The sequence below is a fragment of the Moorena sp. SIO1G6 genome, assembly GCF_010672795.1.
Taxonomy (GTDB): domain Bacteria; phylum Cyanobacteriota; class Cyanobacteriia; order Cyanobacteriales; family Coleofasciculaceae; genus Moorena; species Moorena producens.
In genome coordinates this window covers 15,919-31,498 of sequence record NZ_JAAHFZ010000004.1, presented here as the reverse complement: position 1 = coordinate 31,498, position 15,580 = coordinate 15,919, and the positions used below count along the sequence as shown (strand labels likewise).

At 41.9% G+C, this 15,580-nt stretch carries 14 protein-coding genes; 6 read left to right on the top strand and 8 right to left on the bottom strand.

Annotation, left to right across the window (positions count from 1 at the left end):
• Positions 1-3: 3 nt before the first annotated feature.
• On the bottom strand, positions 4-3,435 hold the full coding sequence (locus F6K63_RS05385) for a CHAT domain-containing protein (protein WP_502708282.1): 3,432 nt from the start codon (positions 3,433-3,435) through the stop codon (positions 4-6).
• Between the two features lie 301 nt (positions 3,436-3,736).
• On the opposite strand from F6K63_RS05385, the gene F6K63_RS05380 reads away from it, so the two are divergent.
• Positions 3,737-3,937 carry a hypothetical protein gene (locus F6K63_RS05380; protein ID WP_008187052.1) on the top strand — a complete coding sequence of 67 codons (201 nt, stop codon included), beginning with the start codon at positions 3,737-3,739 and terminating at the stop codon, positions 3,935-3,937.
• A 365-nt stretch (positions 3,938-4,302) separates the two neighbouring features.
• Here F6K63_RS05380 and F6K63_RS05375 read toward each other — a convergent pair whose 3' ends face one another.
• A complete protein-coding gene (locus F6K63_RS05375) occupies positions 4,303-4,710 on the bottom strand; it encodes an acyl-CoA thioesterase (protein WP_044494067.1) in 408 nt (135 codons plus the stop codon).
• Positions 4,711-4,965: 255 nt separating this feature from the next.
• Between F6K63_RS05375 and F6K63_RS05370 the strand changes: the two genes are divergently transcribed.
• Together F6K63_RS05370 and F6K63_RS05365 are read left to right on the top strand one after the other, a co-directional pair.
• A complete protein-coding gene (locus F6K63_RS05370) occupies positions 4,966-5,814 on the top strand; it encodes an alpha/beta fold hydrolase (RefSeq protein WP_287311141.1) in 849 nt (282 codons plus the stop codon).
• Between the two features lie 402 nt (positions 5,815-6,216).
• On the top strand, positions 6,217-6,696 hold the full coding sequence (locus tag F6K63_RS05365; RefSeq protein WP_229414619.1) for a GNAT family N-acetyltransferase: 480 nt from the start codon (positions 6,217-6,219) through the stop codon (positions 6,694-6,696).
• A gap of 252 nt (positions 6,697-6,948) precedes the next feature.
• On the opposite strand, the gene F6K63_RS05360 is transcribed toward F6K63_RS05365, so the two are convergent.
• The 6 genes from F6K63_RS05360 to F6K63_RS05335 all read right to left on the bottom strand — a co-directional run bounded on the left by F6K63_RS05360 (position 6,949) and on the right by F6K63_RS05335 (position 13,210).
• Complete coding sequence (locus F6K63_RS05360; protein ID WP_287311139.1) at positions 6,949-7,950, bottom strand: ferredoxin family protein; 1,002 nt, start codon at positions 7,948-7,950, stop codon at positions 6,949-6,951.
• A gap of 156 nt (positions 7,951-8,106) precedes the next feature.
• Positions 8,107-9,264: a cupin domain-containing protein gene (locus F6K63_RS05355; protein ID WP_287311137.1), complete on the bottom strand. Its 1,158-nt coding sequence runs from the start codon at positions 9,262-9,264 to the stop codon at positions 8,107-8,109.
• 185 nt (positions 9,265-9,449) lie between these two features.
• Positions 9,450-9,608, bottom strand: a complete 159-nt coding sequence (locus F6K63_RS05350) for a hypothetical protein (protein ID WP_287251791.1) — start codon at positions 9,606-9,608, stop codon at positions 9,450-9,452.
• A 621-nt stretch (positions 9,609-10,229) separates the two neighbouring features.
• Positions 10,230-11,369, bottom strand: coding sequence for a Na/Pi symporter (locus F6K63_RS05345; RefSeq protein WP_287311136.1), 1,140 nt, complete (start codon positions 11,367-11,369; stop codon positions 10,230-10,232).
• A gap of 198 nt (positions 11,370-11,567) precedes the next feature.
• Positions 11,568-11,702, bottom strand: a complete 135-nt coding sequence (locus tag F6K63_RS05340; RefSeq protein WP_287311134.1) for a hypothetical protein — start codon at positions 11,700-11,702, stop codon at positions 11,568-11,570.
• Positions 11,699-13,210, bottom strand: a complete 1,512-nt coding sequence (locus tag F6K63_RS05335; RefSeq protein ID WP_287311132.1) for a hydroxysqualene dehydroxylase — start codon at positions 13,208-13,210, stop codon at positions 11,699-11,701. Before F6K63_RS05335 ends, F6K63_RS05340 begins: the two co-directional genes overlap by 4 nt.
• Before the next feature lie 97 nt (positions 13,211-13,307).
• On the opposite strand from F6K63_RS05335, the gene F6K63_RS05330 reads away from it, so the two are divergent.
• The 3 genes from F6K63_RS05330 to F6K63_RS05320 all read left to right on the top strand — a co-directional run bounded on the left by F6K63_RS05330 (position 13,308) and on the right by F6K63_RS05320 (position 15,508).
• Positions 13,308-13,526 (top strand): hypothetical protein, encoded by a 219-nt coding sequence (locus F6K63_RS05330; protein ID WP_008187074.1) that lies wholly within the window; start codon positions 13,308-13,310, stop codon positions 13,524-13,526.
• Positions 13,527-14,139: 613 nt separating this feature from the next.
• The gene (locus F6K63_RS05325) at positions 14,140-14,943 is read left to right on the top strand and encodes an RNA-guided endonuclease InsQ/TnpB family protein (protein WP_008187076.1); all 804 of its coding nucleotides are present in this window, start codon (positions 14,140-14,142) and stop codon (positions 14,941-14,943) included.
• Positions 14,921-15,508 carry a zinc ribbon domain-containing protein gene (locus F6K63_RS05320; RefSeq protein ID WP_008187077.1) on the top strand — a complete coding sequence of 196 codons (588 nt, stop codon included), beginning with the start codon at positions 14,921-14,923 and terminating at the stop codon, positions 15,506-15,508. Before F6K63_RS05325 ends, F6K63_RS05320 begins: the two co-directional genes overlap by 23 nt.
• The last annotated feature ends 72 nt before the right edge of the window (positions 15,509-15,580 follow it).

The window sequence follows — 15,580 nt, the reverse complement described above, 5'->3', positions numbered from 1 at the left end:
ATGTTACTCTCCAATTACACAGAATGCTGCCCAATAGTAGGGGTTTTGGAACGGTTGCTCATCGGGGTTAAACCAATCCAGTGCTTGTTCAATCTTTTTCATCAAAGAGTTGTCTAGGGGTAACTGCCTACTCCAGGCTAGCAACTGAGACTGGGTGCTATCCCGCAGCCAGAATTGCGATTTATTCAGGGCAACTGCTAAAGCCATTTGCTGTCGTAGATTCTGATAAAATTTAATCATCAACAACGCTGTGGATAAATCGTTCACCATCCACAAGCTACTAACTACTGCTGGACTCCCCGCCACTAGGAAACCACTGGGTAAACCAATGTATTCATCGCTGGTGTTAGTGTAATCAATCAATCCCGTTTCACAAGCGGAAAGAGTGACCAAACGACATTGTTCTAATTGTAGGCCAAATACTTCGTCTATAGTCAGACATTTCTCTAGGTCAACTACTTCCTCTTCTCTTATCCGTAAATAGCGCTCCGAATTGGGTTCAGCAGATACCGGTTTGTGGGCATTGGCCAAAATTAGAGCCGATTTCCGTGGTTCTTGGTAATTAAAGTAACCGTGACAGCTAAAATGGACATAGTGGAATGTGTTGAAAGCTTTGCTATCGATGGCGGCTTTGGTGGCAGCGTTTTCCACAAGAACTTCTGTATCTGGTGGTGGATTGAAGTAGCTTTTGATTACTTCTACTTCGATAGTAGTATAAACTAAATCAGCACTGGGATTTTGAACCGCAAACAGGTGGGTAAAATCTTTTGGGCGTTTTCTGCTTTTGGCAAGTTGCAGTAGTTGACAGCTAGGGGCATAACTTACCCCTGCTGGAAACCGATCCATTAGAAGTTTAGAGTTACCTTGTCCCTGCTGACTGTTAATCGGTAAAGCATGAATGGGCAACAAATGTAAATACCGATGGGGGATTAAAATTAAGCGATCGCACTTTTCTGGAATCTGCTTAATGATGTCATCAATAGCCAGAATTTCAGCTAACCCATGTAGACAGTTACTTAGGTGGTTTTGCCAATCAGATTTTTCGGTGTCGTAGCTTTCCAGATATTCATCTACCCAATTTCCCAATTTGTCGAAGTCTTGGGGCTCAGATTGCCAAACTATTGGCTGTTGACTTTGAGCAGTAAAAATAAAAGTAAGCAGCTTATCCCATGTAATGTAAAACTCGATAATGGCAGTGTCGTGATCTAATTTGTTCTGAAATTTATCAAAGTTAAAGCTAGAACCGATAGGTAAATAATGGTCTTGTAAATCATTCCGCTGCTGTCGCAACTTTTGGAGATGTTGTGCCAGGGCGGTGGGATTGTCAGCTTTGCGATGCTGGATTTGATATTGATATATGGCTATTTCATCCCTGTATTGTTCTAGTTGAGTGGCAACATCTACAGGAAAGATAGTTTTCCGGTCACGGCTGAGAATCTCTTCAACTAAATTGCGGGTTTTGCTCCGCTCAACATAGTCAATCGCTTCTGTGATATTATTTAATTCTAGGCAAGTTTCTACCATGCCTCGGTAGGTTCGGTTGTTTTTTTCAGCTAGTTTAGTCTTGTATTCGTCTTCTCCAGAACCATAAATAATTTCATCTCGCAGGAATTCTACGGTTTTAATGGCAGCATCAAAAGCCTTATAAGCTTCCGATAAATTTTGAGAATATCGGTAAGCGAAACCAAGGTTATTGTTAGTCTCTAGATAGTTTTGGGGCAATGCCTCAAAGGTTAATACTCTTAGAGCTTCTTGGTAACAAGCGATGGCTTTTTCAATATTCTGTGCTTTTTCACCTTTTATTCGGTCACCGTAAGCAATACCGAGATTATTTTGTGTTTGTGCCCACTCAATAGGAAATTCCTCAAAGGTTCTAACTCTAAGAGCTTCTTGGTAACAAGCGATGGCCTCTTCACTATTCTGTGTTTTCTCCCCTTTTATTCGGTCACCGTAAGCAGCACCGAGATTGTATTGTGTATTTGCCCAATCATAAGGAAATACTTCAAAGGTCAAAACTCTAAGAGCCTGTTGGAAACAAAGGATGGCTTTTTCAATATTCTGTGCTTTCTCCCCTTTTATTCGGTTACCGTAAGCAGCACCGAGATTAGTTTTTGTCAATGCCCACTCAATCGGAAATGCCTCAAAGGTTCTAACTCTAAGAGCTTCTTGGAAACAAGTGATGGCTTGTTCTATATTCTGTAATTTCTCCCCTTTTATTCGGTTATTGTAAGCATTGCCGAGATTATTTTGTGTAGTTGCCCACTCAATCAGAAATGCCTCAAAGGTAAAAACTCTAAGAGCCTGTTGGAAACAAGGGATGGCTTCTTCTATATTCTGTGATTTCTCCCCTTTTATTCGGTTATTGTAAGCAGCACCGAGATTAGTTTTTGTCAATGCCCACTCAATCGGAAATGCCTCAAAGGTAAAAACTCTAAGAGCCTGTTGGAAACAAGTGATGCCTTGTTCTATATTCTGTGATTTCTCCCCTTTTATTCGGTTATTGTAAGCAGCACCGAGATTAGTTTTTGTCGATGCCCAATCATAAGGAAATGCCTCAAAGGTTCTGACTCTTAGAGCCTGTTCTAAACAAGTTATCGCTTCTTCTATATTCTGTGATTTCTCCCCTTTTATTCGGTTATTGTAAGCAGCACCGAGATTAGTTTGTGTCCATGCCCACTCAATCGGAAATGCCTCAAAGGTTCTTACTCTTAGAGCTTGTTGGAAACAAAGGATGGCTTCTTCTATATTCTGTGCTTTCTCCCCTTTTATTCGGTTACAGTAAGCAGCACCGAGACTAGTTTGTGTCCATGCCCACTCAATCGGAAATGCCTCAAAGGTTCTTACTCTTAGAGCTTCTTGGTGACAAGCGATCGCTTGTTCTATATTCTGTGCCTTCTGACCTATGACTCTGTAATAGTAAGCAGTACCGAGATTGTGTTGAGTCTGTGCCCAATCAATCGGAAACCTTTCACGGGTGTGTACTTCTAAAGCCAATTTGTAGCAACCAATCGCTTCTTCTAGGTTTTCTGCTTTTTCCCCTGTGATTCGGTTACGGTAAGCATTACCGAGATTGTATTGAGTCTTTGCCCAATCAAACGGAAAAGCTTCACGGGTGTAAACACTTAGGGCGACTTCATAGCCAGTGATGGCAATTTCTATAGTGCTGGCTTTGTCACCCAAAGGTAATTTTGCTACTATTTTGCTAAATTCAACAATATCTGCGCTTAGGGATTTGGCTTCACCTGCTTCCGCTTCCGCCAGCTTACTTGTTGCCCAATCCCGCAATTTATCTGCTAAGGTCTGATTAAATTTGTCGATATTTGCTTCGAGTAATTTCTCAACTACCTGCTGATCACCATTACTGTCTGCAATTGCTTGTAGCACCTCTAAGAGAAAGTCTAGTTGGCCATCAGATGTATTGTCAGCCATTGCCATCAACTGCTCTACAATAGTTTTTTAACTATTATACTACTTTAATTTAAAGGGAACCGGGAGTAGGGAGCAGGGAACAGGGAACAGAGAACAGGCAATAAACGCTATAGATATAAATGATATTTTTTTGAAAAACTATCTCAAGAATTGATGCTATTTAATAGCACTTTTCTGAAATGTAAATTTAGGTAATTGCTTTTTTTATCAACTCTAAAACTCTCAAAAAAAACTTTTAAAACCCCTTGACAAATTAAATTATAATCATTACAATAATCATTATTAACTAAAGTTGAATTTTTGCACTATGTCAAAAGAATTTACTCGGAACTTCAAAAAACAACCAACTCAGCACACTCTCAAAGGTCCTCGCCAATCAGTCATTTATAGTATGCAAATGTTTTATTCCCTGGGCTATGCCGAGATTGCTGAATGGACTCCTCTGGAGCCTACTGAAGTGCCCGGTGAAGTGATAACTACCATGACCAAGTATTGGTTGTTGCCATAACACCTTGTCTTGATGCAGTCGCTCATGGGGGAAACCCCCAAGACCGCGCTGCATCGCTAACTTTCTGGGGGGGTTTCCCCCCCGGTGGCTTTGGATTTGGTCTGATAGTATAGGATCACATCCGAAAGTTTCGGGTATTTTTGTGACATAAATCAAAAGTTGAACTCGCTAGCCGTAGATAGTATTTCTACGGCTATTTTTTGTTTAAGCGGTCAGCTGTCAGCGGTCAGCTGTCAGCTATATCATAAGAGATGATAAAATTAGTAAAGAGTTTTTCAGAGCTATCAGGTAAACAGGATTTTTTCCCTATTGCCTATTGCCTATTGCCTATTACCTATTACCTATTACCTATTACCTATTACCTATTACCTATTACCTAGCCATTGCACGATTTCTTCAGGTAAGGGAATTTTGGTTCTAGTCATTGCATTAATACAAACGTGCTTGGTAATTGCCTTTGCCAGTAACTGTTGCGATGACGAAGCTTTAACAACTTGATAAGCAATTTCAAACTTACTTTCACTCAACTGCTCAGGCATCACATGAATCAGCAGTGGATCCCCACAAAACATAGGACGCAAGAAATCCACACTGGCATGAACAATCGGAATTGCCACAGCGGGCTTAGTGAAAAAGGACTTGAGATTAATGCCCGATGCATCTAGAGAGGCTTCATAGGCTTCATGGCAGATAGATAAAACATTAGCAAAATAGACCACACCAGCCGCATCGGTATCTGAAAACCGAACAGTGCGATTATAAGTAAAAGAGATCATACCATTTCAGTTATCAGCTATCAGCTATCAGCTATCAGCTAATTCGCTACGCGCACGCTACGCGAACAGCTATCAGCTGAATGCTTACAAAGTTTCTGCCCATAGCGTAACCTCCTTGAGGTGCTATTGAATAAAATAAGCTGACGGCTGTTCGCGTAGCGTGGCCTAAGGCCAACGGCTGATGGCTGTTCGCGTAGCGTGAGCTTTTAGCTCACGGCTGAATGCTTACACAACTAACAATTAACAATTAACATGAATGGGATCAAAAAAACCTCTCAAGCAGCAGTATATCTCAACACTGACCTCCAGGGGTCAGGATTCCCAATTCTCTGCCTTCACGGTCATCCAGCCTCAAGTCAGTGCCTTTCAGTTTTTACCCAACATCTATCCCAGAGGTTCTGGACTATCAGCCCTGATTTGCGAGGATATGGTAAAAGTCCAGCTGATCGGGATTTTCAGATGACCGACCACTTGACTGACTTGGAATCCCTGCTCGACTATTACAAAATTGACCGCTGTTTGATACTAGGTTGGTCTTTAGGGGGAATTTTGGCAATGGAGCTTGCCCTGACGCTACCTCAGAGAGTCACGGGTTTAATTTTAATCGCCACAGCCGCTCGACCTTGGGGTAATCATCCCCCCATTAGTTGGCAGGATAATCTCTATACCGGCATCGCTGGTGTCTTAAATTGGTTACAACCAGGATGGCAATGGAATATTGACACATTTGGTAAGCGATCGCTTTTTCGGTACCTGATCCAACAACACACAACCAGCGCCTACCAGTATATTGCCAACCACGCCATATCAGCCTATTTACAGACCTCCCAAGCCGCTACAGCAGCACTCAACACTGCCATTAGGGCTGGCTATAACCGTTTGCCAGACTTAAACCAGATTCAATGCCCCTCCCTGGTCTTAGCAGGAGCTGCGGATCGCCATATTACCGCAGCATCAAGTCGAGAAACCGCTAAACATCTTAAAGATAGCCAATGGCAATGCTATCACAATACTGCTCACTTGTTTCCTTGGGAAATTCCGGATCAGGTGTTAAAAGATATCGACAGCTGGATTAGCAATAATCCCCAAGTTGTGAGGTGATCAGAATGTATAATTTAGAATTTAGAATGCAGAATTTAGAATGTATAATTTAAAATGTAGAATTAATAATTTATAATTTAAAATGTAGAATTTTGAATTAATTCAAAGCTGATAGCTGTTGGCGTAGCCTGCCCGTAGCGCATATTATGACAATTCTTAATTCTTAATTGAAAGCTGAAAGCTGATAGCTGATAGCTGATAGCTTACAATTCTCAATTCTCAATTCTCAATTCTCAATTCTCAATTCTCAATTCTACATTCTCAATTCTCAATTCTACATTCTCAATTCTCAATTCTCAATTCTACATTCTCAATTCTCAATTCTACATTCTCAATTCTACATTCTCAATTCTACATTCTACATTCTACATTCTACATTCTACATTCTAAATATGGTTAAGCATGATGACGACAATTGAAGTACGTCCTGTTAAAACTAAACAAGAGTTAGAGGATATGTACCACCAGCGGTGGCTTGTGCTCAGAGAGCCTATGGGCATGGAAAAAGGAACAGAACAAGACAAGTACGATAGTAGTGCTTTTCATCTCGTTGCTGTCTGTAATAATCAGGTAATTGGTTCAGCAAGATTAAGAGAATTGTCTCCCGGATTGGGCAGTATTGCCTACGTTGCACTATTACCTGAATTTCGTCACCAAGGAATCGGCACCAAACTGATGGAAACATTAATTGAAAAAGCCAAAGCAAACAATTTCAATGCTTTAAGACTACTGAGTAGAATTAATGCCCTAGGTTTCTATAGTCGCCTTGGTTTTATAGCCGACGGTGACCAATTTGATTATGTTGGCATCAGCCACCAATTCATGTATCTTAATATATCTAGTCAAGGGAATAGGGAACAGGGAGTAGGGAGTAGGGAGTAGGGAGTAGGGAGTAGGGAGCGGTGCGACCCCGCGCTTTTTCAAAGCTAAGCGTGAACGCGCACCGTAGGGAATATGCCATCAAAAATTATCACAATTCCTACACGGACTCTATACCAATGACTAAGTAAATTACTAACACCAGTAACTCTATATTTAAGGTGCGTTGATAACGCACCCTACTAGTTGAGCTGACGGCTGACCGCTGACGGCTGACTGCTGACTGCTGACGGCTGACTGCTAAATGCTTACCTCTTAGCTTGCCATCTGCGGTTGATAAACTGGAAGAATTTCCAGCAATTCCGAGTAAAGGCAGAGATTCTTAATAGTATATTTAACAAATAGTGACTCTTTCTGAGCACCACAAGATCCTTTCAGCTGCAATGTCTTACTTTCATCTTTAACTAATTCAGCACGACAATGGTAAATCAAGCCATTAGGTTTTTCAAAGCTGATCTCAGCTTGAATAGAATCCTGATTCACATCTTCCTTAATAATTGAACCACCAACTTTGTGCTTAAACCAATCCCATCCGTAGCGGAGGATAAGTTCCCTTTCCAATACCTGAATTTTAGTCGGTAGAATTCCCCAACCTCGATAAACCCGATTGAAGCATTCAATATCACCACTACGGATTAAAATTGATTTAAATGAATCTTGATCTAAGACACCATAGTATCTTCCATCTGGCAAGTCAATGGCAGTGGGAGCAAACCGATGACCACCAAAGTGGCTGGCTTTCCAGAGTCTGACATTGCTTAAAGATAACTCAGCAACAGTAGCTAAGGCTTTGCAGTAAAAAGGATTACCATACCTGGCGCAACACACATCATGGCTACCATGGGTACAAACTAAAATGTCTCTAGTATCACTGTCTTGTGTGACACAGTTTGGCGTTTCTCCAGCTAAGAATTGTCTGACAATCCCAGCTACCTCACCAAGATTAGTCACATCAAACTCTAGCTTGCTGTACCCTTTTAACCTGGCTTCACCGTTGTGACTATAAATCAAAAGCTTAGTCTGATCTGCTTTTAGAGTTTTATTATTAGCAATCAGTAGGAATCTTACTGGCAGCTTACGCTGCTTTACCTCATCCACCAATTTCCTAAGATTGTCTGGAATATACTTAGAATCCATGGCATTAGACAGCCACGGTTGGCGGCATTCTACTAAAACATACACTTGGTAATTAGTACCACTACCGATAATATCTTCTGCTAACTTCTGTGAATGGTCAGAACAAAAAAAAGTGTTCATCGTTTTGTATCCTTAACTATCATTTTTTTTTAAACTAGAAAAAAAATATTAATTATATAGCACTACGTATTAAGGTGTTTGATATTGATACAAGCTTAAACGCTCTTTTAGTGAACTTTTGCCTATTGCCTATTGCCTATTGCCTTGCGCGTAGCGCTATACTCTGGAGTCAACAAAAATTATTCCTTCAGTAACTAAGTGGGTTAAAAGAGGAACAACATCAACCTCCCAATCGAAACCTGGTAACCATGTCATGACATCACTACCGGTAAACGTCTCTCTGGTGAATAAATTTTCCACCAACGAGTCAGTTACTCCTCCTAAAGTGATTTCTTTACCTGAAACGATAACTTGGTAGCCATTGTTATCTGGCAGCTGTGAAATTTTGAGGCGCTTAAATTTGGGATTACTAAACCTAGTCTTTACACCATTGGGAAATATATTAAATCCTGCTTGCGCAGGTAGAGAGTATCTAGCTAGTGGCTTGACTAAGCCATCAAGATAACGGTTATATCGTTCCTGGATATCACTGTTAGTAAGGTATTCTTTGAAATTTTGGATTAAGTTATCAATCGACTGATCTAATGGCTCAGCATCGAACCGCAGTGGTAAACTTTTACGCCAGGCTTCATTCTGCCGTAACTCACCTACTAACCAGTCTAAAAAATCTACACCAGTCTGGCAATGAATCCCTAGGGTTAAATGTAGTGAAGGTTGATCTAGAGCAACAGCATAGTGCCAATGTCCACGGGGTATATACAACACATCACCAGGGGTAAGGGTACACTTCAAGTAAGGGTCTCCTTCCGGAGGTGTTTCAGAGGCTGATTTTTGCTCAGTCAAGGGGTATTTTAGAGTATCGCTAAATACATACCATTCCTTGTTTCCCTCTATTTGCAAGATAAAGACTTCGTGAGTATCGTAGTGACAGGAAAATCCCTGTTTACTGGGCCATGAACAATAGGAATTGACTTGAGCACTATAGCCTAAATCTTGTCTAACTTCTGAGGTGAAGTTAGTAATTTCTGGTACTAGTTTATGTACCTTGTCGATGATTAGAGTTGCCCCTGATTGACACCACTTGATCAGATTAGCGTTTTCCTTTCCCTCCAAAACTTTGCCATCTAAGGCTAAGCGCAGCTCCGGATACTTAAATTGATGGAAATTCAGCAGATCGGTGAGTTTTTGCCAGGAAAATAGATCAGCAAACTTCTTTTCGTCCTCAGTTGGGATAAATACTGCTTTACTCGTCCAATGGTATTCCAGGAATTTCTGCTCACTATAAGGATTGAGGATTTTTGCGAGCACTGACATAACTATTTGAGAATCTTTAGCAACAAAAAAAATATACTAAGCAACTAGCTTGCACCAGAAATATAATTGAGAAGATTTCTCTAATTTCTGATACAAGCTCGGATTACGCCAAAATTATTAGCAACTAATTATTGCAAACAATTCTAGGCTCATAAGCAATAGCTACCTGAAAAGGTCAGATAGTCTCAGGATTCCTCGCTTCTAAGATCACCACCGTCAGCGTCAGTATTTAGGGAAGATTCAGTAGTCTTACGGGGAGTATTGGGAACGATTTCCTTGATTTCGACTTGAATTTTGCTAACTGTGCGCTTTTCAGCAGTCAATCCTTTGATTTGCTCTAACATACTGTGTCTCCATCTAGTGTAGATTCACCCTTTTGCTGCTTAACCTTTCGGCTATTGCTGGAAAGGCTCAGTGATCGGGTCTATTTTATAGACTGTAACTCAAAGGCAACGCGGCAGTCAATAGTTGAGAAATTATTTTGATAAATTTTACTAAAGCTATCCTAAGCCTATAAGCTAAGAGTTAGCCTTAGAGAAGATAAAGCTTGTATAGTAAGGCTTGCTATGGTTTGCTTAGCAATAATTATTATTAATGAACTCTCTAGAGTTAAGTGGACTATAGAGAATCAGCAGTCGTCAGCTGTCAGCCGTCAGCTGTCAGCCGTGAGCATTAGGCTCACGCTATGGGAACAGCCTAATGCTTTACATAAACCTGGAACCAAAAAATTTAAGAGTTGGAGATTTTATCAAATTGAAAGTCTGGGTAAAAGCCCATCTAAGCATTCAGCAGTAAACCATTGGCCTTTGGCCAAGCGTGCCCATAAGCTAGCACCTCAAGTAGCGTGCGGATAGCGCTAATCGCTGATAGCTGATAGCTGATACGCGACACGCTGATAGCTGAGAGCTGATACGCGACACGCTGATAGCTTACCAGCACTCTGCTCTTAAGGAAGTGCTAAGCTGTCACAGCAAGGTGGATAGACTCAGAAGTAGTACAGGAATCAAGAAGAAAACGCTTGCAATATAGACAAAGGCTAAATACTTCCGCTCAGTGGCAACAGCGGCTAAGGTTTCTGCACCCAGGATTGGCATTTGTCTCAACACAGGAATGCTGTAGATGATCACAACTGCGAGGCTGTTGTAAAGTAGATGCACTGTAGCTATTTCTAGAGCAGGGATTGGGTTTTCGGTTATTCCGGTAGCGGCAAGTAAGGCAGTGATACAGGTTCCGATATTTGCTCCTAGGGTGAAGGGATAAATTTCTTGTAAGCTCAATAAACCTGTACCAGCTAGGGGAACGATCAGGCTGGTGGTAGTCGAGGAAGATTGCACGATTACAGTGACTAGTGTCCCAGAAGCAATCCCAGCAATGGGACCGTTACCGATAGCAGTGTGCAACATCTGATTCGCTCGTCCTACCATTAGGGTTTTGAGTAGTTTGCCAATGAAAAAGATGGATAGGAAAATAACACTGATACCTAGGACAATCAGGGCAATACCATTAAATGGTTCTGGGAAAATGTTACTGATAGTTTTAATCCTATCAGTGACTGGAGCAGTGGCAAATTTAATCAGATTAACGTTGTTTAAGCTGAGCGAGTTTTCCCCCACAACCAGGCTTGTTAAAAACAGACTAATCTTTTCCAGGAAGTGAGTGGTAATTTCCAAAGGTAGGAAGATAACGACACTAATCAGATTGAAGAAGTCGTGGATGGTTGCAGCAGCAAAAGCCTGTTTAAATTCGTCCTTATTTTGAATATGTCCTAAACTAACCAGTGTATTAGTGATGGTGGTGCCAATGTTAGCGCCCATAACCATAGGAACAGCCGTTGCCACTGGCAAACCACCAGCTACTAGACCTACAATAATCGAGGTTACTGTACTTGAAGATTGGATTAAAGCAGTTGCTAGGGTACCGACAATTAAAGCAGCAAAGGGATTAGTAGCAAACTCGAACAATTCCTTAGCTTGCTCCCCAGTAGCTGACCTAAAGCCTGTACCAATTATCCCTACTGCCACAATCAGTAGGTAAACCAAAACCAGAATACCTACCCATTTGTAGAAGCTAATAACAAGCTTGTCTGAGTTCTGAACCCTTTCCATTACTTTATTATTACTGTATTAGTTTATTCAGCAACTACCAAGTCAAACTGTAAGCTATCAGCTATCAGCTTTCAGCTATCAGCTATCAGCTTTCAGCTATCAGCTATCAGCTATCAGCTATCAGCTATCAGTTATCAGCTATCAGTTATCAGCTTTCAGCTTATGCGCTACGCGCACGCTACTTGAGGTGCTTATGCGCTACGCGCACCCTAAGCGAACAGCCAAAGGCTGACGGCTGACGGCTGACGGCTGAAGGCTGAAGGCTGAAGGCTGAAGGCTGACCGCTGACCGCTGTTCGCGTAGCGTGCGCGTAGCGCATATGCTTAAAATCAAGGTAACCAAAAATTAGTGAATAACGTCTGACCAAACTCCCGTACAGTTTTGTTAATATTCCGTGTTATCTGAATATGGAATTCATCTGCATCAACAGGAATAATCTTAGCTAGATTCCCTTGTCTAAAGCGCCTAATTACCAAATTTGCTGCCTCTAAACCGGTAACATACGCTTTTTCCTGAGACCAAGAACCGTGGCGAGTGACAATCCAATCCCCGCTCATAAATACATTTTCAATACTAGTGGTTCGCTGCATCATATACTGATAGCTACCGGGAGCAAAGTGAGTCACCCCTTGCGGTACTCGAATCACAGTACTGTCAATCAGATTTGCCTCTCGAAAACCAGAAACACAGGTGCCTAGGTCACGCTGAACTTTCTGGATAATTTGCTGATCACTCAGGGGTAGCAACTGGTTAGCATGGTAAAAGTCTGCTTCAATCACGCTACCAGGTTCATCCCGGTACTCATCGTGCAAGGCATTAAGGTCAAAAAATGTCCAACCCGTGGTTGCATCAAAGCCAAAACAAGCATTAGAGGGATGGCGAATCATAACTTTGCGGTCAAACCATAGCCTGGTTGATAGCACATCAATTGCCCCTAAATTCATCAGGTTGCGGAATTCCTTGCGGCTTTGGAGCATGGTGCTACTCTGAAGGATTTTCTTCATACCATTGACACTGACAGCAAAAATCACCGCGTCAGCCTCAAAGCATTCATCACCACACATCACCCCTTTGGCCTTGCCTGTGTGGTCTAAAATAATGTCATTGACCCGTTTATTGGTAAGTACCTTTCCCCCGGCTTTTTCAATCTGTTCCATCCAGGGTTTAAATATCATCTGTGCTACCGTTCCTCGGCACCAGACCACATCAAAGTCCGGTTGGTGAGCCAAAATGAAGTAATACAGCATTCCTAGGGCGGCTGCGGCTGAACATTGCTCTCCTGGAGCAAATAAACCCACTAACAGCATGGGCTCAAAGGAATCCTTGTAGAGTCGAGCCGAAACCCCAAACTGTTTAAATAATTCACGGGCGGTTACCGAGTCGTACCTAGCCCACGCCTGGTGGGAATTATCGAAGTCAATAACGGCATAGAGCAGGGGTAAGGCAGAGAGTCGATCAATCAGGGGTAAGCGTTTGAAATCAGTGTAGAGGAAGGTTCCTAGAGGGGTGGGAAGTCGTGGTTCATTTTGAAATATAGGGGATTCGACTTCTAATCCAGCAGGAGAATACTGGGAAGAACGGGTGAAAGGAGTGAAAGGATTGAGTCGGAGTTCCTTTACGAGGTTGAAAATGTTGTGATAGGGATACCAGAAACCATGAATTCCCCCTTCTACAGAACGTCCACCGGTCGTTTTCCATCCTGCCACTAAACCACCGGGATAGGAACTTGCTTCTAGGAGAGTGACATCGTAACCTTGTTTGGCTAAGTGGTGAGTTGCGCCTAAGCCTGCCCATCCAGCACCGACTACAACTACTCGTTTTCTTTCTGAGAGTTCTGACATTGGCCTTTTCTTGAGTCTATTTACAACTCTTTTCTCAGGATGACATAACTATGAAGTTATGTTAAGGTCACTGCGTAATCGGTGATGCGATGCTCCTTTGGAGCCGCTACGCGAACGCATTCGGCAAATCCTCAATACAGCAGTGGCTATTACCCATTACCCATTACCCATTACCCATTACCCATTACCCATTACCCATTACTCTCCAAAAAAAAAAGCGGCTGCAACCATTGCTACAACCGCCACTGTACATCAACTGGGAGGAAATCCTAGAGGCATATGTCAAAAACTGTCCAAGATGTTTGACAAGCTCTAGTAAAGCTACGTTACTTACTTAATACAAGGTGTCTTCCACAGATTCCCGAAAATTTGATCAGAAATTTCTGGCAATTGGGAAACATCACTGCTTGCCTTAGGTGTTAGGAGTTAGGTGTTAGGTGTTAGGTGTTAGGTGTTAGGTGTTAGGTATTAGGTATCAGGTATTAGGTGTTAGGTCTTACAACTTAACTTAAAATCTTGTATTTTAACCGCCAAGTAATTATTTAGTGATATTTTATATTAACTGTTAGATATTAACTGTTAGATATTAACTGTTAGATAGTTAATCAAAGTTTCTAGTCCCTAGTAATTAACACATAATACCTAGACTGTCAACAGCTGAATACTGGGTTAGTCTTAACCAAAACTCCGAGTATCCTGGAGTAGTTGAGCTAGCTTAGCAGGAGCCTCACACCATAATCTTTGATTTGGTGTGAGAGGAATGCGCGGCTGTTAAAGGGGTTCAATACCCCTTTAACAGCAAATTACACTTTCAAAGAATCCTGAGATTTAATATATCTTCGTAATAATTTAATCATCTTTCATGGCAACCTTTCCAAAATCTATACACTAATTAGTGTATTATTAACTATAGTGACCAACACCAGGGGATGAAATACACTTACCAGTATAAAGCACTTCCAAGCACCGACCAAAAGCTAGAGATAAATCTTTGGCTAAGGATTTGCCAGTACTGGTATAATCGTCAGCTTGGTGAAAGGTTTGATTGGTGGGAACGTAACAGAACTTCGGTTAACTCTTGCCCCTTGGTCTGTCATCTTCCTGAACTGCGCGATCGCCCCAACTACTACAGCCAAAAGAAACTTTTACCAGGACTCAAAAAGGGTAAGGTAACAGTGGAATGGTCAGGATATGATTTAGATTTTTCACGGGTTCCAGCTAATACTCTGCAGCAGGTCTGTAAACGTGTAGATAAGGCGTTTGATCGGTTTATTTATGGGGACAATAACGGCAATAGGAGTGGTAAGCCTCGCTTCAAATCTCAACCTCGTTATCGCTCATTTATTGTTGAAGGAGCAGGTTTAACCCTGCATTCATGTTCGACTGGGGGAAAGTTCCTTTACCTGAAAATACCCAAGATCGGCTTGCTAAAAATTCGCTCTCACCGCCATCTACCGGATGGTGCAATCCTCAAACAAGTGCAATTCATCAAAAAAAGTGATGGATGGTTTGTAAACCTTAAACTTGATGATCCTACTGTTCCTGGTATTACACCTGATGTAATCGTGCCGAATTGGGAGAACTCCCTAGGAATGGATGCAGTACTTCACCAGGAGTACTATCTGGCGACATCTTTAGGGGGAAAGCTACCATCCGCCAAGTTTTTGAGGCGAAATCAATCTAAATTAGCCAAAATTTCCAAAAAGAAAAATGCTCGCACCTCAAGGCAGTAAAGCACGCCGAAAACTAGCGAAAAAAGAGGGGTTGCAACACCAAAAAATTGCTCGCGCCAGAAAAGATTTCCAATACAAGACTGCCCACAGCTTAGTAAGTACAGGCAAGAAAGTATTCTTTCATGAAAACCTCAACCTTAAAGGTTTAAGTAAGCGTAATGCACCATTACAAGACAAAGAAGGGAAATACCTACCAAATGGTCAATCGGCCAAGTCCGGGCTCAACCTAAGTTGGGCGGATGCCGCTTTTGGAGAATTCTTTGTAATCCTTGGTCACATAGCTGCGAAAGCTGGAGCCGTTGTGGTTGCCAAGAATCCTGCTTATACCTCTCAATTGTTATCCTATCGAGATCAAGTGATTTTTACTGATTGCGGTATCCGGAAATATTGGGATGAAATAGAAAACCTCTGGGTTGATAGAGATATTAATGCTGCTATCAACATCAAGAGAGTGGGGCTGGACGTGTTCCCCACTATAAAACGCCTTAAAGGTAGCATCAAAATAGTTGATTCTATTACTGATGATACCTCCAAGGAAGTTCTACGCACTCTTCGGGGTGCCTGAGAAGCCTACACCATACCTTTAAGGTTGGTGTAGGAGCGTCACATTACAGACCTGAGGCTGACCCTGCATAAC

Bases quoted from the DNA above. Each gene is read 5' to 3' on its own strand.
- F6K63_RS05345 (WP_287311136.1), bottom strand. From the start codon at position 11,369: ATGGAAAGGGTTCAGAACTCAGACAAGCTTGTTATTAGCTTCTACAAA.
- F6K63_RS05360 (WP_287311139.1), bottom strand. From the start codon at position 7,950: ATGAACACTTTTTTTTGTTCTGACCATTCACAGAAGTTAGCAGAAGAT.
- F6K63_RS05370 (WP_287311141.1), top strand. From the start codon at position 4,966: ATGAATGGGATCAAAAAAACCTCTCAAGCAGCAGTATATCTCAACACT.
- F6K63_RS05380 (WP_008187052.1), top strand. From the start codon at position 3,737: ATGTCAAAAGAATTTACTCGGAACTTCAAAAAACAACCAACTCAGCAC.
- F6K63_RS05385 (WP_502708282.1), bottom strand. From the start codon at position 3,435: ATGGCAATGGCTGACAATACATCTGATGGCCAACTAGACTTTCTCTTA.
- F6K63_RS05335 (WP_287311132.1), bottom strand. From the start codon at position 13,210: ATGTCAGAACTCTCAGAAAGAAAACGAGTAGTTGTAGTCGGTGCTGGA.
- F6K63_RS05325 (WP_008187076.1), top strand. From the start codon at position 14,140: ATGAAATACACTTACCAGTATAAAGCACTTCCAAGCACCGACCAAAAG.
- F6K63_RS05365 (WP_229414619.1), top strand. From the start codon at position 6,217: ATGATGACGACAATTGAAGTACGTCCTGTTAAAACTAAACAAGAGTTA.
- F6K63_RS05320 (WP_008187077.1), top strand. From the start codon at position 14,921: ATGCTCGCACCTCAAGGCAGTAAAGCACGCCGAAAACTAGCGAAAAAA.
- F6K63_RS05350 (WP_287251791.1), bottom strand. From the start codon at position 9,608: ATGTTAGAGCAAATCAAAGGATTGACTGCTGAAAAGCGCACAGTTAGC.
- F6K63_RS05355 (WP_287311137.1), bottom strand. From the start codon at position 9,264: ATGTCAGTGCTCGCAAAAATCCTCAATCCTTATAGTGAGCAGAAATTC.